This is a genomic window from Kitasatospora sp. NPDC127035, from assembly GCF_042726075.1.
Lineage (GTDB): Bacteria > Actinomycetota > Actinomycetes > Streptomycetales > Streptomycetaceae > Kitasatospora.
The window spans coordinates 50,383-71,592 of record NZ_JBHXDN010000052.1 but is presented as its reverse complement, the minus strand read 5'-3'; the positions used below and the strand labels follow the sequence as shown (position 1 = coordinate 71,592).

Sequence of the window (21,210 nt, the reverse complement as noted above, 5' to 3'; positions counted from 1 at the left end):
GAGGCCCGCGAGCTGTTCGACAAGCTGCTCTCGCTGCGCAACGACCTCGGGCTGCTCGCCGAGGAGTGGGACCCGCGGCTCAAGCGCCAGGTCGGCAACTTCCCGCAGGCGTTCAGCCACGTCCCGCTGATCGACACCGCACTACGGCTGACCGCCTGCGGCGGCGCCTACCTCTCCGCCCAGCCGGACGGCTCCGCCGCCGACCAGGGCCGGAACTCGGTTCGGCTGCCCGGCCAGCGCCGCCACGCCGACGCCACCGCGCCGACGGCCCGGCCGTGACCGGCACCGGCGGCCCGGCCCCCGTGCCCGCAGTGACGCACCGGTTCGACGCCGGCGGACGCGGCCGGCGCCGGCGACCGGGCGTGCTGCCTCGTCGGCGCGTCTCCGCTCTCGCCCAGGCCGACGCGCTCGCCGCCCTGCACCGGCTGCCGGCCGAAATCGCCGTGCAGTTCGGCACCCACGCGGCGTCATCGATCGGCCTGTGCCGCGAGACGGCCCGCGCCCTGGGCGTAGACACCGCAGCCCCACGCCGGCCGCGCCGCCGTCACCACCGGGACGGTCCTCCTCAGCGCGACCCGCCCGCACCTCTCCGCTCTGCCCCTGCCCATCAGCCTGACCCAGTCCAGCCCCCCGGAGAAGCCGCATGTCCACCAGCCCCCTCGCCCCGCCCGTTCCGGCCTCCCGGCCCCGCGAGACCACCGACACCACCGCAGCCGCCCGGGCGGAGATGCTGCTGACCGACGGCCGCGGCCGCATCCTGATCACCGCAGGCCAGGGACCGGGCGACGCCAGGCTGCCTGGCGGCCCGCTCCTGCCCTACGAGACGCCGTCCGCCGCCGCCGAACGCCACGCCGAGGCCGCGACGGCGCTCGCGCACCTGACCCCGGGACGCCTGCTCGCCATCAACTGGCGGCCCGGCACCGGACCGACCTACACCTACGACCACCCGCCCCTGACCGACCTCCAGGCCGCGGCGCTGACCGCCGACACGGCCAGACGCGGCACGCCGCGCCTGCTCACCCCGGCCGAGCTCCTTACCCGAGCCCCCGCCGACGCGCAGCACGTCCTCACCAGCCTGCGCGCCCGCGTCGAGGGATACACCGCCGAACTGGAACACGGCCGGCCCCGCAACCCGGGCGTGCTCGACACCCACCGCATCCTGCCCCGAACCGCCACCGCCCCCGCGCGGTGGACGCCTGTCGGCTGCCGGTACGACAGCCCCGCCACCAGCGTCGCGGCCTGGCTGACCCTCACCTCCGGGCTCGTCGTGGTCCACCACGACCCGGCGACCGGCCGAACCCGCCTGCCCGGCGGACCCCTCGCCGAGGGCGACACCGACGCCCTCGAACGCGCACTCGCCCGCATCTGCGCCGCCACCATCGGCGTCCGCCCCCGCGGTGCCGTCCTGATCGGCCACAGCGGAACCGAGGCGCGCCTGGTCGCCACCGTGCCACGGCTGGGGCCGGTGATCGCGGGCCCGTGCGAACCCACCGCCGTCCGCCTGCTCACCACGCCCGAACAAGCCGTCGAGCTATGCGAGAACAGCATCACCCCGGCCGAGCTGCGCGATGCCCTGGAGAGCGCCGACATCGCCACAGGCCTCGTACGCCAGCCCGTCACGCTCGTCCCCGCGAACGGAATGACCTGGTAGGCACGACAGCCGCCCCACCGCAGCACCGACCACACCGAGCCCGTTCACCCTGGAGCATCACGTTGATCATCCGCCTTCCATCCCCGCCGGCTGCTCTCGCCGACCGGGTCCTCGGCGAGCACCTAAGCCACCTGCGGGAGTGCCGAGGAGAACAGCTAGACATCGTTGCCGACCGGCTTCCCGCCCGCTCGGGCCTGACGCCCGACGACCTGGCGGCGGCCGAAGCCGGGCTCAGCACCGTCCTGCCCTTCGCCGCCGTTGCAGGCCAGGGTCTGGCGCTGGCCCGGGCGTACGGCGCCGGGCAGTTCGCGGCCGACGACTGGCAGGAGTGCACCGAGGGGATCCGGCGGTGGGCCGTGGCCGGGTTCTCGGAGGGCTTCTGCGACTTCGCCCCGGGCTGGGCGCACCGCTACCAGATCCTTGAGGAACGGGCGTCGAACGTCCTGATCGCGGCCGGCGGCCAGATTCTTCCGGCCCCGCTGCTCACCGACCGCCTGGAGGAGGTGGCGTGGCGTTGCCGGCCCGGGGCGCACCCGCGCCGCCCGCGTGAGGGTGCGCGGCTGGGGGAGTTGAAGGGTCCCGGTTGCGCGTTGTGTCAGGTCTACTGCGGAGACCTGTTGACGGACGGCGTGGGGATCGCCGCCTGGCAGCGCGAGGTCCGCCGGGCCCGTACGCGGGCCTTCGCCGCCCGGATCCGGACCCCGGACGGACCGGGCACCACGGTACTGCTCGACGAGGGGGTGCTCCACCGCCGTACGGGCGGGGAGCAGCTGCACGCCGAGCAGATGGGCCATCTGGCCTGCCTCGCCGAGACCACGTCGCTGCGGATCCGTGTCGTACCGATGTCCAGCGGCATGCCGGTCCTCGCCGAACGTGTGCAGCTCGGCACAGGCGGGGACGCTCTCACCGCCGGCCTCTCGGACTGGGATGCGCACTACGCCGACGGCCCCGACCCGCAGCTGGCCGACTGGGCGGAGCACGGCCTCGGCGAGGCAGCGAGCCTCGATCTTCTGCGGCAGGCGGCCAGCGGCGAGCTGGGACCCCCGTGGCCGCCCGAACCGCAGTCGAAGGCGGAAGTCCCGCCGCCCGGGACGACACCGGCCGAAGGGATCAGGCGGTGAGCGCCGGGGCCGGTCGGGCGTGGGCGCTGATGCCGGACGCACCCGCCTACCCGGGGGTGCGGGCGGATCGTTTCTGGGGGGTCCGGGTGTTCACCGGACGGCGATTGCCTGACGCCCTCGCCCCGTACGAGTCACCGGCCCACACCTGGGAGCGGCTCGCGCAGGACCGCCTCAATGGCATGCCGCTGCTGCCCGAGGCAGCGGGACCGCCTGCCCGCGCACGCCTGCACCACTACCAGATGCCGCGTGTGGACGGCATCGCCGCCGCACACCGCGACGGTGCACCCGGGTACCTGCTTGTCGCCCCGACGGGGTCCGGAAAGACGGTCATCGCCGTCAGCGCGCTCGCCGCTCTGCCGACGACATGCGTCCTGGTGGTCACCAAGCTCGGCATCGTGCCCGCGTGGCTGCGCACGATCGACGACTACGGCGGCGCTCGCCGGTGGGTGGTGGTCAACGCAGAGCGGCTCTGGCGCCTGTTCATCCACCCCCACGCCGTCCTGGCGGATCTGGCACCCGACCAGGCCGCGGAACTCGCCGCCACCGACGGCACGCCACGCGTGTCCTTCGACGCGGTCGTCGTCGACGAGTCACAGATCCTCGCCAACCCGGACTCGCTTCGGTCGCGGCTGGTAAACAGGCTGGTACAGCCCGACGGAGGCCGACGTCCCTTCTTCCTGGCGGCCAGCGCCACGCCGTTCAGCGACCTGGCGGAGACGGCGTACGCCGCCGATCTCCTCGCCCACGCCGCAGGCATACAGGTGCCGGCCGAACGGACCGGCCCGGTCTACCTGGACTGGGTGACCTCGCTCAAAGTCACCGGCACCGACGGGCCCGCCCGGCCGGTCAGCGACATCGACACCGTCAAGGAACTGCTGTACCGGCGGGGCGTCGGCTCGTCGGCCACCACCGGGGAACTCGGACTTCCCGCCCAGCAGCGAACCCTCCACCCGGTGCGCCTCACCGATGCCGAACGCACCCGCTACGAGATGGCCTGGACAGAATTCCTCCAGGTCCTGGACCCGCACCACGACCCCGGCACGGACCCGGAGATTCCCGCCGACGAGGGCGTGCTGCGCCAGATCATGCGGGCGAGCCTGATCAAGGCCCCCTACGTGGCCCGGCACGTCGCCGACCTGGTGGCCGCGGGGCACCAGGTCGTCGTCCCGGCCTGGTACCTGCGCACCGTCCGCGCCCTGGCCACTCACATCGCCCGGGAGCTGGCCGCCCGCGCCCTTCTGGATCGCGTCGTGGAGATCACCGGCGAGCAGTCGAGTGTGCGCGAGCTCAAGCGGGCCGCGTTCCAGACCGGCCGGGCCCTGGTGGTCGTCACCAACATCACCGACGGGATCAGCCTGCATGCCGGGGAACGCAACGCCGACGGGCGCGGCACACCAGCGACGCAGACTCCGCGCCGAACCGTCATCGGCGACGTGTTCACCGGCGGCAAGCGGTTCGTCCAGGTCGAGGGCCGTGCGCAGCGCGACGGCCGGCAGGCCCCGGTGGACTACCTGGTCGCCGAAGACACCAAGGAGGAGGAGTGGATGATCCGCACCCTACGCGCGGCGGCCCAGACCCAGTACCTGGCGCACGCCCCTGAGGACGCCGAGGCGCTGCTGCGCCTGGCCGTGCGACTCGAGGACGGCGAGCCCGGCCCCGCCCGGACCCGGACGCCCGCCGCCACAGGAGGGCTCCGGTGAGCGCCCCGGCATCGTGGAGCGCCGCGCACCGGCCGTGGATCGAGGTCCTTGACGACCGGGGACGGCATGAGGTGGTGCCCGTGTCGGGGGCGTTGGAGCGGGCCGGCGGGGTGCGGCTCGCGGCGGCGGATCCGCTGCTGCGCGCGGCCACCGCCCGGCTGCTGACCGCGATCGGCTACGCGGCCGGCTGCGCACCGGCAACCGGGCGGGAGTACCTGGCCAACGTTGGGTCGGGCCTCGACCTGCGGTCGGCACTGGTGTGGACTCGCGAGCACGCCGCCGACCTGGACGTGCTCCACCCCGAGCGGCCCTTCCTTCAGGACGGCGCGCTTCGCGAGGCCGCCCGCCACGAGCAGGCGCGGCTGCCGGTGGCGTATCTCGACCCGGCGGCGGCGATGGGCCGCCCGCTGCTGTCGGACCTGCGCCACCCGCATGTGCGGACCCCGGTGCCGCTGGTGACGGCCTTCCAGTGGCTGCTCGTCCAGCAGATGTGGGCGCTCGGTGGCCGGATCTCGGTCAGCGCCGCCCACTACGGGCCCGGCGCCAACTACGGGCGGCCGGCCGCCGCGACGAATGGCCTGGTCTGGTACCCGGCCGCCACGGTCGCCGAGCTGCTCGCCTGGCGCCTCATACCGGTGGCCGGCGGCCCCGGCCCCGGGCACTGGACGTTCGTCCCGCGCCCGGACACGGGCAAGGGCGTCGCGCTGCTGGGCGAGCTCGACGGGCTGACCTGGCACGACCGCCGGGCCCTCCTGCTGCCCGACGCCGACGCCACGGTGACGCAGGTGATGTTCGCGCAGGGGTGGCGGCGCCCCAAGGACCTCACGGACCACGGGGAGGGCCGGCCGACCCGCGACACGGTGCCGATCGCGTGCCGGCCCGGCACCCGCGACCGGGTCGACACGGTTACGGGCAAGCCGCTGTCCCCCGAGGCGGTACAGAGCGCGGAGGACTTCGCGCCGCTGGTGGAGAGCTGGTGGCGGGCCAGGAAAGGCAGCTGGGCCCACGCCGCGGCCGCCGCGGCCGCCGCCGTCGGCCGGGCACCGGACGTGACGGTGGCGGGCCTGACCGTGGAAAGCCACAGCAAGATCGTCAACCGGTGCGACGTCACCTTGCCCTCCGCCCTGCTGACGGACACGCGCACCCACACGGCGGCCACCCGCGTCCTGGACTGCCGCCGGAACGCGGCGCTCACCCCGCACCGGCGGCCTGACCTCGGGGTCGAGGTCCCGCCCGGCTTCGGCTCGGACCACCTCCTCGACACCGCCTTCCTGGCCACCACCGGGGACGGTCAGACCGAACTCCTCCTGGCCTGGCTGCGCCCGGCGGCCAGCGCGGACCCCGGGCGCGACGGCGCGCGCCTGGCGGCGCTGAATATCGCCGTGGCGCCACGGTCGACGGCGGCGTCGCCCCGGCGCCAATCCGCGCCCGCCACCGCAGCAGGCGAGGGGAGCGACGCGCCGCAGCCGGCCCTGTTCGACGTCGACGACCGTGGCCGGATCCTGCCGCCGCCTCTCGTGGCTGCCGCGGACCCGTTCGACGACGACAGCCTCTTCACCACCGCCGACACCGCCTACCCCTACCTCGACTCCGGACCCGGATATGGCGGTCCCGGAGCGCCCGGAGCGCCCGGAGCGCCCGGAGCGCCCGGAGCGCCCGGAGCGCCCGGTGAGGACGCCGAGGACACGGACCCGGTCGCGCTGCTGTCCCAGCGGCTCGGATCACTGGCGAGCAGCCCCTACCAGCGGCCGACCATGGCCAGCCTGATCGCCTGGGCCGCCCGCCCTCAGCTCGACAACCCGGCCCGGCCCCGCATCACCGCAGGCCTTCCCGCCCACCTGCACGAGCCGGCCATGCTCACCGCCGCCCTGTTCGCCACCCACCAGCGGAGCAGCGGCTCCGCACCCCGCTACGGACACACCCCGCTGCCCCGTCTGGCCCGCGCGATCGGCTCCGGCCGGACCTACGGACCCGCCCACCCGGCCACCGCCACCTCGATGCGGCTGATCCTGCGCACCCGCACCCTGGACGCGCTGCGCCTGCCCCTGCTCGGGCTGATGCGCCGCACCGCCGGCCAGGACCTGACTCCGCACTGGTCCTCGCTCTTCGAGGACCTCGCGGCCTGGCCCGACGGTGACCAGGTCCGTATCCGGTGGTCGTTGCTCTTCCACACCGCCGCCCCACTGCCGCCCCGGCCGGACGAACCCCTTGGCCGGCCCCGCACGAAGGACCCGCTGCCCCTGTGACCGCCACCGACCTGGCGCCCGCCGCCCGTTCCTCCCGCACGATCGACCTCACCGGTCGGCCCGGGCCCTTCACCGTCTACCACGCGCTCGTGACCGTCACGGCGGTGAACCTGAACGCCGACCGGCAGGGACTGCCGAAGACCGTCGTCGTCGGAGACGTCGAACGGATGCGGGTGTCCTCGCAGGCCCTGGCTCGCGCCGCCCGGATGCGAATGATCGGCGACGACCCGCAGATCCGCGACGCCCGCCGCAGCCGACTCCTGCCCGCGATGACCGCCGAGCGCCTCAAGGACCGTCTCGTCGACACGGCCGACGCCGTCGCGGCAGCCGCCCTGATCGTGGCCGCCGTCGGCATGCGCGTCGCCCCCGACGACCCAGGCCGCACCCGCGCCGTCGCGTTCGTCCCCGCAGACGCCCCCGACCGCCTGGCCGACCTCCTCCAGGAAAGCTGGAACGAACTCAAGGACGCGCGCGCTGCCGCCGAGGACGCCATCACTGCAGCGCTGACCCGCGCCCCCCGCAAACGCAACGTCAAGGTCCCCAAGGACGAAGTCCTCCAGATCCCCACGGACCAGGTCCCCGACCACATCACCAAGGCCGCCTGGAACGCCTTCGACCCCGGCACCACCCAGTCAATCGCCCTGTTCGGCCGCATGCTGACCGAACTCGACGACGCGACAATCCCCTCCTCGGTCCAGATCGCCCACGCCTTCGGCGTGGACGCCCTCGACCTGCTCCTCGACGAGTTCACCGTCCACGACGACTGGCAGGACGGCGGCGTCCTGGGTCGGCGACACGGCGCAGCCGTCATCGGCGAGCACTACCTCGCCTCCGGCACCCTCTACCGCTACGCCGCCCTGGACCGCCGCGCCCTACGCGCCAACCTCGCACGTTCCGGCGCCGCCCAGGACACCGTCGAGAGCGCGGCCCAGGCCGCCGAGCGGGCCTTCGGCACCGCCATCACCTATACGCTGCCCGCCGCCCGCCGCAGCCGCACCGGCTCCGCCGTCCTGCCCACCCTCGCCGTCGCCGCGACCTGCGACGAACCGCTCAGCGCCGCCGCCGCCTTCGAGACACCGATCACCGCGCCCTCCGGCCCCAACGCCGCCACCGCACTGGCCGCCTACCTCCACCACACCGACCTCCGCACGGGCCTCGCACGCTGGATCCCCCCGAACAGCCAAACCCCACCCGACCTTCCCCCCGCCCTCGAATGGAGGTGACCGGGCATGCCGACCGCCCTGCTCCGCCTGTCCGCGCCCCTTCAGTCCTACGGGCTCCACTCCTGCTGGGACCACCACACCACCGCACCGCGCCCCACCAAGAGCGCCGTCACCGGGCTGATCGCCAACGCCCTCGGCTGGGAACGCGACGCCGACCTCCGGGAACTCGCCGACCTGGTGTTCAGCGTGCGCGCCGACCGGCCAGGCCGCATCACCACCGACCACCAGATCGCCGGCGGTGGCCGCTTCCCCCGCACCGCCCTCACCGCATCCCGACCCAACGCCGCTACCCACCCCGACACCTACGGCGTACCCCGCGCACCGCACCTGGACAACACCGCCACCCCGACCACTTACTACGCCCCCTCACTACGCGCAGGCGTCCTGATCACCAAGGAGTACCTGGCCGACGCCGCGTTCGTCGTCGGCCTCACCACCCCCGACCCCGCGCTCGCCGAACAGATCCTCGCCGCCGTGCGCCGACCGCACCGACTGCTCTACCTCGGCCGGCGCTGCTGCCCGCCCTCCCGGTCCATCAGCCACGGCCTCACCGACGACGACGGCGACACATGGCCCGGACACCTCCCACTCCTGCCCGAGGCAACCACCCCGACCCCGACCGTGTGGACCCAGACACCACCCGGGCCCGGCAGCGTCGGCTACCCCGAGCAGCCGCCCACCACCTTCACCCGACGCGACCACCGCACCGTGCACCTGCGCACCACCGTCGTCCGCCCACCCGCACCCACCACCCCGGAGCAGCCCCGGTGACTGCATCCCCGCCACAGCCCGAAGTGTTCAGCACCTGGCGCTCGGTCCTCACACTCTCCCCCCAGCTGCGCACGCGGTGCCGCGACGTCCACCGCCTTCACCGACTCGTACTGCACGGCTTCCGACCGCCCGGGATCCACATCGACGCCCCGCCGCCCGAGCACGTGCTCTTCGCGGCAGGCCGCGAACCCGCCTCCCGGACCGCGTCCGGGCCCCCGCTGGCCGGAACACCGGTGCGCGTCCTCGTCCAGGCGCCGATCGAACCCGACTGGCAGCCGCTGCTCGACACCGGTGTCCTGGACAGCGCCAGAACCTTCCGCGCCGAGCAGCGCCTCGAAGCTGGCGCGCAGATCGACGTAAAGGTTCAGGCGAACCCCGTGGTCCGGGCGCGGCAGGACGGCATGCGGCGGGCACTGCGCGATCCTGCCGACTGTGGAGCCTGGCTGGCCCGCCGGCTCGCCCACGGCGGCCTGCAGCTCACGGCCCGGCCGGTGACCGTCGGACCGGCCGAGTACCTGACCGGGACCACCAGCCGGGGAGAAGACCTGGCACTCGTCTGCCGAGAGTTGACCGCCCGAGCGGTCGTCCGCGACCCGAAGGCCGCCCGAACGGCGCTACTGGCCGGCATCGGCCCCGGGAAGGCCTTCGGCTGCGGACTCCTGATCACCCGCTCCCCGCCCGGCCCGAACGGCGTCGCCAGCCCCACAGCCTCCCCACCCTTCCGTGGGGCTGCATCCGTCGCGGCTCCTCACAGTCCTTGACAGGTGCTCCGATCCCCACCCCCGTGGGGCTGCGTTCCCCGGTTCGGCCCTCCCGCCACGACCGGCTGCCGACAACCGCACCACCGACCCCGCCGTCCGCAGACCGGTACGGCCGACTGCCCCGACAACTCTTCCCGGCAAGGAGACCCCTCTACATGAGCACCTACCCGCCGTCCGCCGAGGACCTCGCCCCAGATCCCGTCGTCGTCGAGCATGTGGGCTGGAACATCCAGCACGGTCAGCGCCTCAAGGCCGCAATCGACCTGCTGGAAGACCGGGCCGAACGCAGCGGCCGGATCCCGGACCTGCTGACCCTCCAGGAACTGGGCCCCGGACAGGGCGCAGAGGTCGCCGAGCGCCTCTCCCTGATGTACGTCGCCTCGCCCGCGAACACCCGTCCCGGGTCCGAGACCGCCCTCCTCTACAACCCGGCGCTCTTCCAGGCCACCCCGGCGTGGAAGCAATACCCGAGCGGCATCAGGCACAACCCCGCCGTCGCACTGCTGCGGATGATCCACCCAGACACCGGCGAGGCGAGCCTCCGGCCGCTGTTCGTCGCGAGCTGCCACGCGAGCTACAGCGACCCCGCGTACCGCGAACACCAGGCCCGCTTCTTCAGCGAGCTCGACAAGGACGGCTGGCTGGCGCTCGTCCAGGGCGACTGGAACTCCTGGCCGGTGTGGGGCTGCCCTACCAGCCTCGACGAGGTGGCCGACCGGGCATTCGCGCAGAACCGGTCCGTCCTGCAACCCGACGGCACCTTCCGACCCGACGACCGCGCGGACCGGCTGCTCACCTACGGCGGGATGACGGACGTCGCCCGCCACACGGCGACCGTCCTCGGACGCGACGGCGCGGACCGGGCCACCACCGGCCACGGCCCCGACAAGGCGCGCCAGCGCATCCCCGCCCGGCACCTCCCGCCCGGCGGGGCCGGTCCGATCGACCGCACCTACGCAACGAACGAGCTTCTCCCTGCCCTGCACAGCGCCACGATCCTCACCGGTGAGGCGGTGGAGCGGACCTCCGACCACCTGCCGCAGGTGACCCGCTGGCTGCTCCCGGGGCTGTGGGACGTGATGAACCGGCCTATCGTCCCGATCCGCCACTGACGCACTCCGCATCACCCACTACCTGCCCCACGGGGCCGAACAGCCCTGGCTGCCCGGCACCGATCGGTGCGCGGCCTTCCTCGCCCACTGCACCGATCCCGTTGCGCCGGCCGGTCCGAATCCGCTTCGCCCGCACCGGCTACCCTCCGACGTCCCGAGCCGGGCCAGCACACCGCTGTGCCTGCTCCCCGCACTCGTTGACAGGACGACGTGACCACCGACCCCGCCATCGAGACGAGTTCCCCGGCGACCGCACGGCACGCCGTGGGCGCGCGGGAACCCGTCATGGGAACCGCCCTCGACGCTTCTGCCGCCGCCTACGGCTGTCCTACCGCCGGTACCCGGATCCTTGCGGACGGCCTCGACTTCGTGGTCCGGTTCCAGGTTCGGCGAACGGGTCGGCCGACATCTGCGGGCGCTGCGGAACGGCACGCTCACCGTGGAGCAGGCACGCGAGCTGGCCGTAGTCGGGCTGAGCCCTTCCAAGCGGAAGAGGCCTGGCCGGTGACCGAAGCCCACATCCTCCCTGCCGGGCACCCGATGTCCCTGAACCCAATCCTCCTCGGCGTCCAGGTCCGCCTCCGCACTGACGGCGACCGGAAGGTCGCCGGACCACCGACCCAGGACGTTGCGGGCACCTACCGCTGCGCCCTGGCGTCCCGGCGCAACCGCACGAAGCTCCTCGCCCATGTCCGAGGCCAGCATGATTGAGCTGACGGTCACCCAGATTCCGGTGGCAGCCGTATGAGCGGTTCGGCGTCGGTGAGCAGCGCCTCTCAGAGGAACCTGGACCTTGAGCGGATCGTGCTGGAAGAACTCAAGTGGTCGATGTCGGGGTTCGCCAAGCGGGTCCGCGAGCGGTGCGCGGCCACCGGTCATGCCCGGTCCGTCAGCACGAGCACCGTGTCGCGATGGTGCGCGGGGGCCCGGCCGGGTCCGGAGCTGGCGGCTGCGGCGTGCCACGTCCTTACCCAGGCATGCAGGCGCCAGGTGACTCCCGAGAGCTTGGGGTGGCCGTCCGAGGACATGAGGGTCGCCGAGCAGGCACTCCAGTACGGCGACCTGAGCCACGCGGTGCGGATGCTGCGGCGTCTGTGGCAGATGGATGCAGTCCCCCGGAGTGCGTCGGTGCGAGGGATGCCGTTCGCCGCGACGTCCTCCGCGGTCGAGGCACTGGTCATGCTGCCTGACACGGAGATCGCCGGGTACGGACATCGGCGGGTGACTGTGGCGGACATCGAGCTGCTGGACGCGCATACCGATCTGTACGGCAGGACGGAGGCCCGGCACGGGGGCGGGCAGTTCCGTTCCGTGTTCGCCGCCTTCCTCGCCGCCCACGCTGTTCCGCTGCTCGAAGGGGGCTTCAGCGCCGGGCGCGGCCGGCTGTTGTACGGGAGCGTCGCGGACGCGGTACTGGCGCTGGCGAGCATGGCCTATGACGACCAGCTGCCGGGGCTGGCGCAGCGCTACGACTTGCAGGCGATGCGGCTGTCTCAGGCGATAGGGGATCGCGGTCGTCTGGCGCGCGGCTGTATTCACCAGGCGCGGCTGGCGGCGGTGCGTGGGGCCGACCGGGAGGTGCTGACGCACGCCCGCAGCGCGGTGGTCGCGGCGGCCGGCGCGCCCGCGCTGGTGCGGGCCTACGTCGCGGTGACGGAGGCGAGGGCGTGGGCGTACACCGGGGACGGCGCGCAGTGCCGGGCGGCGGTGGAGCGGGCGCGGGCGGCGTTCGGTCGGGCCGGGCGCGGGTCGGACCCGCGATGGCTGGCGTGGCTGGACCGCCCGGAGCTGGAGGGGCAGGCTGCGTGGGCGCTGGCGATGGCCGGGCTGGCCGAGGAGGGCGGGCTGGCTCTGAAGGTGGCGATGGGTCTATCGCCGGAGCGTACGCGCGACAGCGTGGAGCTGCTGATCACCGGTGCGGAGCTGGCGCGGCTGCGCGGTGACGGGGCGGAGCGGGAGGAGTTGCTGGCGCAGGCGAAGGCGGCGGTTCAGCACCTCAAGAGCCGGCGCCTGGCGCAGCGCCTGGCCGACGCCGCCGCAGGCGGCCCGCTCCACGATTTCTGATCCCGGGCAGGCAAGGCGCGTGCCAGGCGTGCCAGTGGTGAGGAGCCGGTTAGGCCGGGGCGTCGCCGAGCCAGCTTAGCCTGGAGCGGACGTCGGCCATCGTGCGGGGCCGGGGCGCCTCGCCGGGGACGGGGGTGCCGACGTAGAGGTAGCCGAGCAACTGCTCGTCGTCGCCGATACCGAGGTGCTTGCGGACCTGCTTCGCGTCCGGGTACGGGCCGCCGAACCAGATGCCGCCCCAGCCGCGCGCGTCCAGGAGCAGCAGCAGGGTGGTGGCCATCGCTGACGTCGCGGCCAGCTGCTCCCAGCGCGGGACCGTCGGGTGGTCGTGGGGCTGGAAGACGACGGCGAGCATCAGCGGCGCGCGCAGGTGCTTGGAGGCGATCCGCTTGGCGAGGTCGGCGGTGGGCGCGGCCTCGGCGGCGGCCTCACCGAGCCGGACGCGGGCCTCGCCGCGGATAGCGATCACGCGCCAGGGGCGCAGCTGCCCGTGGTCGGGCGCGGTGGCCGCGGCCGCCAGTAGGTCGAGGAGTTCGTCCGGGCCCGGGGCGGGCCCGGTGAGGCGGATGGTGCTGCGCCGGGTACGGATCGCCGTCTCGGCGTTGTCCGCGGCGTGCCGGGTGCCGGCAGCGTTGGTCATCGGGTCGCTCCCCGGGTACCGGGCTGTGTGGTGACCGGCTCGGCGGCGGAGGCCGTGATAGCGAGGTCGGGAGCGTCTCGGGTAAGGCGGTCGAGCAGGGGCGCGGTGGCGGCGGTGGTCACGACAGCCATGAAGACCATGATCGTGAACAGGCTCTGGGTGATGACGCCGAGTTGGAGGCCGACGCCGAGGACGACGATCTCGGTGATCCCACGGCAGTTCATCAGGGTGCCCATCAGCGCCGACCACCGCCAGTCGCAACCGGCGAGCCTGGCTGCCCCGGCTGCGCCGACCCACTTGCCGGTCACGGCGACGGCCAGGACGAGCGCGGCCCAACCCCACTGGCCGGCCGGGAGGTGGGCGAGGTCGGTGTGCAGGCCGGTGTCGACGAGGAACAGCGGGAGTAGCACCGGGACGAAGACCGCGTGGAGGCGGGCGGCGCTGCGCTCGACGGCCGGCAGGCCTCGCGGCACGGTCGCGCCGAACAGGAACGCGCCGAAGGCGGGGTGGACGCCGGTTCGGTCGGTGGCGCACGCGGCCAGGAGCAGCCCGGCGACCAGCAGCACCATCACCAGGTCCTCCGAGGTGCGGGCGGCACGCTCCAGTATCCGCTTCAGGATCGGGCGTGCAGCGGTCAGGGCCGCGGTGAGGGCTGTGGTCAGGGCGAGGGCGGTGAACGCGTCCAGCGGGGAGCCGGCGGTCGCCAGGGCGGTGACGGCGATGAGCAGGCACCAGGCGAGGGCGTCGTCGGTGGCGGCGCACGCGAGCGCGAAGGCGCCCAGGTGGGTGGTGGCCAGGCCCCGGTCGGTGAGGATCCGGGCGAGGACGGGGAACGCGGTGACGGACAGCGCGGTGGCGACGAACAGGACGAACGGCAGCCGATGCACGCCGGGCGGCGCAAGGGCCGGGTACATGAGGACGGCGAGGCCGGCGCCGAGGCCGAGGGGCAGCAGGATGCTGCCGGCGGCGACGGAGGCCACGGCGCGGCGGGTGGTGCGCAGGGAGCGGACGTCGAGTTCGAGGCCGACGAGGAAGAGGAATGTGAGGAGGGCGAGGTTGCCGAGGAGCGAGGTAAAGGGCAGGACGGCGGGCGGCAGTAAGGTGTGCTGGACGCTGGGGGCGAGCCAGCCGATGAGGGAGGGGCCGAGGAGGATGCCGACGGCCATCTCGCCAACGACGTGTGGCTGGCCCAGGTGGCGGGCGGCCCAGCCTCCGGCCTGGCAAGCCAGCACCACGGTCGGGACGGCGGCGAGGATGAGCGAGAGCGGACTAGACAACGGCGGTCTCCGGGGGAAGGTCGGTGTGGGTGCGGACATCCGCGAGAGGCCCGGTGGCGCGGGGGTGCCTGCCCGTGGCGGCTGGGCTCCGAGCAGCTCGCGGCTGCGGCGTCAGGTGCGCAGCAGGGGCAGGGTGGTGCAGCGCAGGGAGCCGGGGACGCGGGTGACCTCGGAGTAGTCGACGGTCAGGACCTCGAGTCCTTGGGCGGTCAGGGCGGCGGCGATGCGGTCGCTGCCCACGGCGACGACGACCGTGGTGGGGGCGATGGCCAGGACGTTGACCTGAACGGCGCGGGCCTCGGCGTCGGTGACGGGGACGAGGTGGTCGAAGTGGGCGTCGAACCAGCGGTTCTGGTCGGCGGTGAACACCTCGCGGTGGATGAGGGCGGTGCTGGGCGCGATGACGGCGAGGTGGTCGTCGAGGTGCACGATCCCCTTGGACGCGAAGCGCACGGGGACGACTTCGCGGTCGATGTCGTGCCGAGTGAGGGCCTCCTGGAGAGCGGTCACGCCGTCGGGGCTGGTCTCCTCGCTCAGGCCGACGAGAACCCGGGTGGTGTCGGGGAGCATGACGTCGCCGCCCTCGATCGTGCCGCGGGTGAGGTCGATGGGCTGCACACCGAGTGTGGGGTCGGTGAGGGCGTCGGCTTCGGGCAGGCGGTGCTCGGAGTGCAGGCGGGCCCGGAACAGGAGGTTGTCGACGGCGAAGGCGATGTCGCGGGGGTAGTGCTGGGTGGAACAGCCCGGCGCGGCGGGGAGCAGGACCACGTTGGTGCCGCGCTCGCGCAGCAGGCCGATCAGCTGGTCCTGCTGGGCGCGGACGGTGGCCGGGTCGTAGGCGGCCCAGGTGCTGGTGGACTGCTGGCGGACGAGGATCGGGTGGACGTCGGGGCCGTCCAGGGGGCGGGTGAAGCCGCCGGCGTGGCGCATGGCCACGCGCTTGAGGGTTCCGTACTCGGTGGCGACGTGAACGTCGAAATTCAACGGGTCCTCCAGGGGTCGGTGCGGGCTTGGTGGTGTGCGGAGTGGAGGCGGTCCCGGCACGGCCCGGTGGCGGTGGGCCCGGCGGGGGGGGGGGGGGCGGGCCCTGTAGTGCGCCCGCCCCCCCGCCGGGTCCGGGGGTCAGCCGGCCGCGGCGGGGCGGGGGTTGCACTGGGCGAGCCAGTCGGCTGCCTCGGCGACCCGGTTGAGGTTGGTGGGGGCCAGCTCCGGGTCGGTGCCGTAGTCGTCTAGGGCGGTGGCGAGGATGCCGATCATCGTGTCGTCGCCGTAGTCGCGGGCGGCGATGTGGCTCCCGCACGTCCCGCAGAAGCCGCGGGAGGTTTCGCCGGGGTAGGTGTCGTACCAGGTCGGCTCACCGCCCTCGCCGGTCCACTCCAACCCGACCGTCGGGAACCCGACCCACCACTGGAACGGCGCGCCGGAGCGCTTGGCGCAGTCCCGACAGTTGCAGACGTGCGGGTCGTCCACCGGGCCGGTGACGGTGAAGCGGATCCTCCCGCACAGGCAGCCGCCGCTGCGGAACTCGATTCCGGAGCCGGTAGCGGCGACGGCGGTGGCGATGGCGGCTGCGACAGTCTCGGACACTAGTTCAGTTCCCTTGCGCGGTAGGCCAGTTCAGTCCACCAGTGTGCCATCGCGTTGAAGATCTGCAGGAAGCCCTCCAAGGTCTGCGGCAGGTCGAGGTGGAAGAGGTCACCCTCACGGATGAAGCGGGCCAGGCCCTCGATGTGGGCCTGTTCCACGCTCATGCCGCCGACCTGCGCGGCCTCGTGGTCCTCGTCGAGGTGGAGCCGGTAGTAGTAGTCCAGGTTCGTCAGCTCGGCGCCGCTGGCTCCGCTGGTCAGCTCGCCGTACCGGTCGGTGATGTCGCGCAGGATCTCGGTCTCGGCGACCGCGACACCCTCGGTGGCGTAGTAGCCGCCGGCGATGACGCCGGTCATGTGGGAGTTCACCAGGACCTGGTGCTGGAGGACCAGCTTGGCGGTCTCGTCGGCCGGGACATGGCCGTTGACGAGCAGGCCGAGGTCGGCGAGCAGCGCGCGAGTGTAGAGGATGTAGTGCGCGGGAACCTTGCCCGGCTCGCCGCCCTCCTCCAGGAAGTTCCTGTCGAACTCGTGCCCCAGGGCCGGGCAGGAGGCGTAGACCTGGGCGGCTGCCAGGCGCAGGAACTGCGCGTTGTGCCGGGCGAACACCGCCAGCTCGGCGATGTACATGCGGGCCTGCGCCGCAGTGAGGATGGCGGGGCCGACCAGGGCGCGGATCTGCCGGTAGACCGTGTCGATCATGGGCTTGAGGTGCTTGTCGACGAGGTCGTCGCCGCTGGTGCGCCTGCCCTGGAGGGTGGCGTGGATGAAGCCGCGGGTCTCCGGGTTCGCGGTCAGGTACATCTCGACGAGGCTGGTGCCGCGCAGGTCCTCGAGCGTGGGCGCGGGGGCGGTGGTGGTCACTGGGTCTCCTCGGGCGCGGTGGTGAGGGTCAGGCCGCCGGTGGCGCCGAGCGTGCGGATCGCCGAGAGCACCTGCGGGTCGTCGGGCAGCGGGATGGGGCCGGCGTTGAGGCGCTCGACCAGGTCGGGGGTGAGGACGGCGGGGTCGGCCGCCGTCTCGCAGCCGCGCAGGAACGCCTGCCCGCCGGTGACGATCAGCCGGTAGGGGGCGCGCACCGCGACGCACGTGCCGGGCCCGAGCGCGGCGCCGGCGAACGCGGCGGCGGCCTCGTCACGGGCGAGGTCGTTCTCGGTCTGCTGCCAGCCGCCGTTGCTGCGTACGGTGTGCCAGCGCTGGTGGGCGTGCTGGGCGGCGGCGGCCGGCGCCCGCCCGGCGGCGGCGGTGAACGCGGCGGCGGTCACCGCGCCCAGGCGGCGGGCGAGCTCGCCGGGGCCGTCGGCCGTCGGCTGCATCGGGGACGGCCGGCCAGCGTCGGTGTCCGGCGCGCTCGCCAGGAGGGACTCCACCAGGTCCGGCACGATCCAGCCCCGGGCGATCGCGGCGTCGGGGAAGGTGTAGAGGGGGATGGCGACGGACACGGAGAACTCGGTCTGCCGGCCGACGTGGAAGACGCGCTCGGGCAGGAACAGCGCGTCACCGGGCTCCAGGGCGAAGTGCTCGCCGTGCTCCAGCAGCCACGTGTAGTCGCCGTACAGCGGCTCGCCGCCGCCGGTCAGCCTCTTGTACGCCGCGGCCGGCCAGCAGTAGAAGTCCTTGGTGCCGGGGCCGTAGTGGGTGAGGAACGCGTTCTCGTAGCCCTCGTGGACGCCGAACGCGGTTCCGCTGTAGTTGCCGACGAAGGCGACCAGTTCGGCGCCGCCGGCCGGCAGGCCCCAGCCGTCCATGAGCGCGCCGACGAACTCGCCCAGGCCCGCGGCCAGCGGTTCGGAGACGCTCTCCAAGGTGTTGAGGACCAGGCTGAACCGCTCGGCGCCGACCTGCTCCTGCATCCACGCGGTGAAGCCGCCCTGCGGCCAGGCGTCGGCGGTCAGGACCTTGTCGACCAGGTCGGGGCGGTGCTCCTCGCCCACGTAGACCCGGGCGTTCGCGGTGATCTCCACCCCGGTGGCGTGGGCGCGCCGGATCGCGGCGAAGCCGTCCAGGACGGCGTCGGCGGTCGCCGCCGAGGTGGGAACGACGCCCTTGAACAGGTACGGCCGCGTCATGCTGTCGGTCTTCTCGGGCAGGGTGTCGGTCCAGAACTCGCGGGGCGGGGGCCACACTCCGGTGCTGCTGCTCATGACCGGGGTACTCCTTCGGGATCGAGGCCGCGCGGATGCGGCCGCAGGGACGTGCACGGGCTGCCGGCCGGACGGCTAAGCGGCGAGGTAGTCCTCGGGGCCGCCGTCGCGGACGGTGTCGAGGGTGAAGCAGTGGTGGCCGCCGCCGAACAGGCGCCGGTGGCGGTGCCGGACGGGGACGACCGTGAAGCCGCGCTGCTCCAGCACCTTGATCAGCTCCGGGTAGAGGGAGTTGACGACCACCGTGGTCTCGTCGAGCGACAGGACGTTGATGTCGATGTACCGGGACGCGGTGGGGACCACGAACCCGAACCCGTCGTAGTCGGGCTCGGGCACCGAGCTCGGCGGCGGGTAGATCGCCTCCCAGCCGCGCATCGCCTCCGGCAGGAGCGCGAGGTACGTCGGGTCTCGCAGCAGCATCAGGCCTGGGCGCAGCGGGACGACGATGGAGTCGACGTGGTTGTCGGCGATCCCGGGCAGCCGGTGCCAGCGCAGCTCGGGGAAGTTGCGGGCCAGCCACCGGTAGGCGAGCTCGTGGTTGTGGTTGGCGACGTTGACCAGCACGTCGCGGCCCAGGCGGACGCACTGCGCGCCGTCGAAGACCATCTCCAGGCCCAGGCCGTCGATGGGCAGGGCGTCCTCGCCGGCCGTCGCCGCGGTGACGTCGACGCCGTTCCGGTCGAAGTAGGCGGTGTCGAGGGAGTGGGCGGCGAGCGCGGGGCGCGGCATGGACAGCCAGTTCGAGCCCTGCTGGAAGTAGCGGGTGAAGTGGGGCTTGAGGTGGTCGTTCTCGAAGATCCGGCCGCGGATGTGCGGGGCGGTCTCCACGATCGTCGTGCCGAGGACGACCGCGTTGTCGCGGACGTTCAGCGGCGGCGTCGCGCCGCTGCTCCACCATGGGGAGGAGACCTGGACGTCCTTGCCGGGCGCTGTCGGGCGCAGCACGCGGACCCCGCAGCCGGCCAGGGCGTCCGCGAAGCCGGTGACGTCCTCGTTCAGCTCGTCGACGATTTGCTGCGGGATCGTCAGCTGCCGCTGACCGTCCGGCAGGTGGGGGGCGACGTTCTCGTAGTAGAAGAGCCGCCAGCTGGTGTCGGTGGCGTGCTCGGTGTAGTGGTCGGCGCGGCCGACGACGACCTCGCGCAGCTGGGTGAAGTCGTCGAAGCTGTGCGCACCCTGGGTGGGCGGGTCGAGCTGGGACTGAGGTTCGGTCATGGGGTGGCCGCCTCCTCGGCGGCGGGTGCCGGCACGGCCAGGGCGGGCAGGGGGTGCCGCCCGGGCGGCACTGCGGCGGGCCGGTCGTGGACAGGATGGAGGGGATCGGTCAGGCGGCCGCGCGTTCGGCGGCCATGGCCTGCTGGGGTGCGGGCACGGCGGTGAGGCGGGCGATGACGTCCTCGATCACGCACGGCACCTCGGGGGTGGAGCGGCGGCGGAAGAAGTAGCCGGAGCACCACGGCACCTCGTCGAAGCGCTCCAGGCGCTCGGCCAAGAGGGCCTTGGCCTCGGGAAGACGCCGCCAGGGGATCCTGGGGCACCAGTGGTGCACCGGATGGTGCATGTCGTCGAGGTGACCGCCGAGCAGGTGCCGGGTGAGCCAGTGCGAGGACCAGCCGCGGGTCTGCAGCAGCACGTCCTGCCGGTTCTCGATCAGGCCGGCATGGTTGCCGAGGTCGGTGATCCAGGTGACCACCGGCCGCACGAACACCAGCGGGACCAGCCAGTACAGCAGCAGGTCACCGAGGACGCCGAAGGACCAGCACAACGTGGCGACGGCGGCCCACAGCACCGCGCGGGCAGCGAGCGCCCAGCGGCTCTCCCGCGGGCCGCAGGTCACCAGCGTCCGCAGCGCCGATGTCGGCAGCCGCCACAGCGCGGCCTTGACGATGACCCGAAGCACGAAAGCGGTCCTGGTGGTCGGCGCGCGCACGGTGTGAAGGCGTCCGGCCCGGTACGACTGGAACATCGGGTCGGCTCCGGTGCCCAGCTGCGCGTGGTGCACTCCGTGGGTGGCCCGGTAGGGCCGCAGCCCCTCGCCGAGAAGCCCGGTCAGCAGGTACCCGACCAGGCGGTTGCCGCGGGCGGTGACCATCAGCTTCGCGTGGACGCACTCGTGGGCCAGGTTCGAGATGTGCCGCTGGCGCACCCCGATGTACAGCACCGCGAGGAGCGGCCCGACGACGTGCCCGGACAGAGATCCGACGAGCGCTGCCACGACGATCGCGCCGACGTCCAACGCGACGTCCCGCAGCCCGACACTCGGAGCGCCGCACAGGCCCTCCAGCTCGCCGATCAGCTCCGGCCCCAGCGCCTTCCGGACCGGACCGGACGCGCCGGTCGAGTGCCGGGCGCGCCTTGGTGTCTTCTCGTGCCGGCGCACCGGCCGCCGGCTGGGCCTGCCCATCTGCTCTCCTTGGGACATCACTGGACTGAGGCTGGTCATTGGCCTTTCGTGAACCGCTGCCGGTGGGCGGGGCGTCCCGCCCACCGGCAGCAGCACGTCAGCCGATCAGGACGATCGGAGTCAGGCGGCGGCGCCGGGACGCATGCCGAGCTTGACGCCCGGACGCATGCCGAGCTTCACGGCGGCGCCGGGGCGCATGCCGAGCTTCACGGTGCCGTCGCCCGGGCGCATGCCGAGCTTCAGGTCCTGGTCCATGTGCTCTCCTCTCGGGCCGCGGGCATGCCGCGGCCACGCGTGGTGAATCGGATGGTCGAGCCGGCGACGAGCGCGGCTCGAAGGAGCCGGCCGGGCGCTGCGCCGAAGGCGCCGGCGGGGCCGTCGCGCCGAGTGGCCGTACCATCACGCTAGGGCCGCACCACGGGCTGCGGCAACGGGTCGTGACGTTGCGCCACGTGCGCCGGGGCGTTGCGCGTCCGTTGCGTCCATCAGGCCGCTGAACTAGGGAAACGC

18 protein-coding genes and 1 pseudogene are annotated in these 21,210 nt (G+C 73.5%); 10 read left to right on the top strand and 9 right to left on the bottom strand.

The features are described from left to right. From ACFWIC_RS29090 to ACFWIC_RS29045, 10 genes and pseudogenes are all read left to right on the top strand, one after another. Positions 1-162, top strand: a pseudogene (locus ACFWIC_RS29090) (glycoside hydrolase family 15 protein); the annotation flags it as partial. A 481-nt stretch (positions 163-643) separates the two neighbouring features. Next, entirely contained in the window at positions 644-1,651 is a 1,008-nt protein-coding gene (locus ACFWIC_RS29085) for a hypothetical protein (protein WP_380520405.1), read from the top strand. Positions 1,652-1,713: 62 nt separating this feature from the next. Continuing rightward, positions 1,714-2,772 (top strand): Scr1 family TA system antitoxin-like transcriptional regulator, encoded by a 1,059-nt coding sequence (locus ACFWIC_RS29080; RefSeq protein ID WP_380520404.1) that lies wholly within the window; start codon positions 1,714-1,716, stop codon positions 2,770-2,772. Then, positions 2,769-4,472 carry a DEAD/DEAH box helicase family protein gene (locus ACFWIC_RS29075; protein ID WP_380520403.1) on the top strand — a complete coding sequence of 568 codons (1,704 nt, stop codon included), beginning with the start codon at positions 2,769-2,771 and terminating at the stop codon, positions 4,470-4,472. Before ACFWIC_RS29080 ends, ACFWIC_RS29075 begins: the two co-directional genes overlap by 4 nt. Beyond that, positions 4,469-6,718 (top strand): type I-E CRISPR-associated protein Cse1/CasA, encoded by a 2,250-nt coding sequence (locus ACFWIC_RS29070; protein ID WP_380520401.1) that lies wholly within the window; start codon positions 4,469-4,471, stop codon positions 6,716-6,718. Before ACFWIC_RS29075 ends, ACFWIC_RS29070 begins: the two co-directional genes overlap by 4 nt. Next, positions 6,715-7,941, top strand: coding sequence for a type I-E CRISPR-associated protein Cas7/Cse4/CasC (locus ACFWIC_RS29065; protein WP_380520400.1), 1,227 nt, complete (start codon positions 6,715-6,717; stop codon positions 7,939-7,941). The genes ACFWIC_RS29070 and ACFWIC_RS29065 overlap by 4 nt, the downstream gene beginning before the upstream one ends. Positions 7,942-7,947: 6 nt before the next feature. Continuing rightward, complete coding sequence (cas5e, locus tag ACFWIC_RS29060) at positions 7,948-8,712, top strand: type I-E CRISPR-associated protein Cas5/CasD (protein ID WP_380520399.1); 765 nt, start codon at positions 7,948-7,950, stop codon at positions 8,710-8,712. Next, positions 8,709-9,473 (top strand): type I-E CRISPR-associated protein Cas6/Cse3/CasE, encoded by a 765-nt coding sequence (locus tag ACFWIC_RS29055; RefSeq protein ID WP_380520398.1) that lies wholly within the window; start codon positions 8,709-8,711, stop codon positions 9,471-9,473. Before cas5e ends, ACFWIC_RS29055 begins: the two co-directional genes overlap by 4 nt. Positions 9,474-9,628: 155 nt before the next feature. Next, positions 9,629-10,585 (top strand): hypothetical protein, encoded by a 957-nt coding sequence (locus ACFWIC_RS29050; RefSeq protein ID WP_380520397.1) that lies wholly within the window; start codon positions 9,629-9,631, stop codon positions 10,583-10,585. Between the two features lie 744 nt (positions 10,586-11,329). Beyond that, positions 11,330-12,649 carry a transcriptional regulator gene (locus ACFWIC_RS29045; RefSeq protein WP_380520396.1) on the top strand — a complete coding sequence of 440 codons (1,320 nt, stop codon included), beginning with the start codon at positions 11,330-11,332 and terminating at the stop codon, positions 12,647-12,649. Positions 12,650-12,698: 49 nt separating this feature from the next. Here ACFWIC_RS29045 and ACFWIC_RS29040 read toward each other — a convergent pair whose 3' ends face one another. From ACFWIC_RS29040 to ACFWIC_RS29000, 9 genes are all read right to left on the bottom strand, one after another. Then, on the bottom strand, positions 12,699-13,289 hold the full coding sequence (locus ACFWIC_RS29040; protein WP_380520395.1) for a nitroreductase family protein: 591 nt from the start codon (positions 13,287-13,289) through the stop codon (positions 12,699-12,701). Further along, the gene (locus ACFWIC_RS29035) at positions 13,286-14,566 is read right to left on the bottom strand and encodes a cation:proton antiporter (RefSeq protein WP_380520394.1); all 1,281 of its coding nucleotides are present in this window, start codon (positions 14,564-14,566) and stop codon (positions 13,286-13,288) included. The genes ACFWIC_RS29040 and ACFWIC_RS29035 overlap by 4 nt, the downstream gene beginning before the upstream one ends. Before the next feature lie 111 nt (positions 14,567-14,677). Then, positions 14,678-15,550: a dimethylarginine dimethylaminohydrolase family protein gene (locus ACFWIC_RS29030; protein WP_380520393.1), complete on the bottom strand. Its 873-nt coding sequence runs from the start codon at positions 15,548-15,550 to the stop codon at positions 14,678-14,680. Positions 15,551-15,688: 138 nt separating this feature from the next. Further along, positions 15,689-16,153 (bottom strand): GFA family protein, encoded by a 465-nt coding sequence (locus ACFWIC_RS29025; protein WP_380520392.1) that lies wholly within the window; start codon positions 16,151-16,153, stop codon positions 15,689-15,691. Then, positions 16,153-17,016, bottom strand: a complete 864-nt coding sequence (locus tag ACFWIC_RS29020; RefSeq protein ID WP_380520391.1) for a DUF3865 domain-containing protein — start codon at positions 17,014-17,016, stop codon at positions 16,153-16,155. Before ACFWIC_RS29020 ends, ACFWIC_RS29025 begins: the two co-directional genes overlap by 1 nt. Next, positions 17,013-18,296 carry a hypothetical protein gene (locus tag ACFWIC_RS29015; protein WP_380520390.1) on the bottom strand — a complete coding sequence of 428 codons (1,284 nt, stop codon included), beginning with the start codon at positions 18,294-18,296 and terminating at the stop codon, positions 17,013-17,015. The genes ACFWIC_RS29020 and ACFWIC_RS29015 overlap by 4 nt, the downstream gene beginning before the upstream one ends. 75 nt (positions 18,297-18,371) lie before the next feature. After that, complete coding sequence (locus ACFWIC_RS29010) at positions 18,372-19,511, bottom strand: inosamine-phosphate amidinotransferase 1 (protein ID WP_380520389.1); 1,140 nt, start codon at positions 19,509-19,511, stop codon at positions 18,372-18,374. Positions 19,512-19,620: 109 nt separating this feature from the next. After that, entirely contained in the window at positions 19,621-20,700 is a 1,080-nt protein-coding gene (locus ACFWIC_RS29005) for a fatty acid desaturase family protein (protein ID WP_380520388.1), read from the bottom strand. Between the two features lie 120 nt (positions 20,701-20,820). Further along, on the bottom strand, positions 20,821-20,955 hold the full coding sequence (locus ACFWIC_RS29000) for a hypothetical protein (RefSeq protein WP_380520387.1): 135 nt from the start codon (positions 20,953-20,955) through the stop codon (positions 20,821-20,823). Positions 20,956-21,210: the final 255 nt, after the last annotated feature.

Bases quoted from the DNA above. Each gene is read 5' to 3' on its own strand.
- ACFWIC_RS29050 (WP_380520397.1), top strand. From the start codon at position 9,629: ATGAGCACCTACCCGCCGTCCGCCGAGGACCTCGCCCCAGATCCCGTC.
- ACFWIC_RS29010 (WP_380520389.1), bottom strand. From the start codon at position 19,511: ATGACCGAACCTCAGTCCCAGCTCGACCCGCCCACCCAGGGTGCGCAC.
- ACFWIC_RS29085 (WP_380520405.1), top strand. From the start codon at position 644: ATGTCCACCAGCCCCCTCGCCCCGCCCGTTCCGGCCTCCCGGCCCCGC.
- ACFWIC_RS29040 (WP_380520395.1), bottom strand. From the start codon at position 13,289: ATGACCAACGCTGCCGGCACCCGGCACGCCGCGGACAACGCCGAGACG.
- ACFWIC_RS29045 (WP_380520396.1), top strand. From the start codon at position 11,330: ATGAGCGGTTCGGCGTCGGTGAGCAGCGCCTCTCAGAGGAACCTGGAC.
- ACFWIC_RS29015 (WP_380520390.1), bottom strand. From the start codon at position 18,296: ATGAGCAGCAGCACCGGAGTGTGGCCCCCGCCCCGCGAGTTCTGGACC.
- cas5e (WP_380520399.1), top strand. From the start codon at position 7,948: ATGCCGACCGCCCTGCTCCGCCTGTCCGCGCCCCTTCAGTCCTACGGG.
- ACFWIC_RS29005 (WP_380520388.1), bottom strand. From the start codon at position 20,700: ATGGGCAGGCCCAGCCGGCGGCCGGTGCGCCGGCACGAGAAGACACCA.
- ACFWIC_RS29000 (WP_380520387.1), bottom strand. From the start codon at position 20,955: ATGGACCAGGACCTGAAGCTCGGCATGCGCCCGGGCGACGGCACCGTG.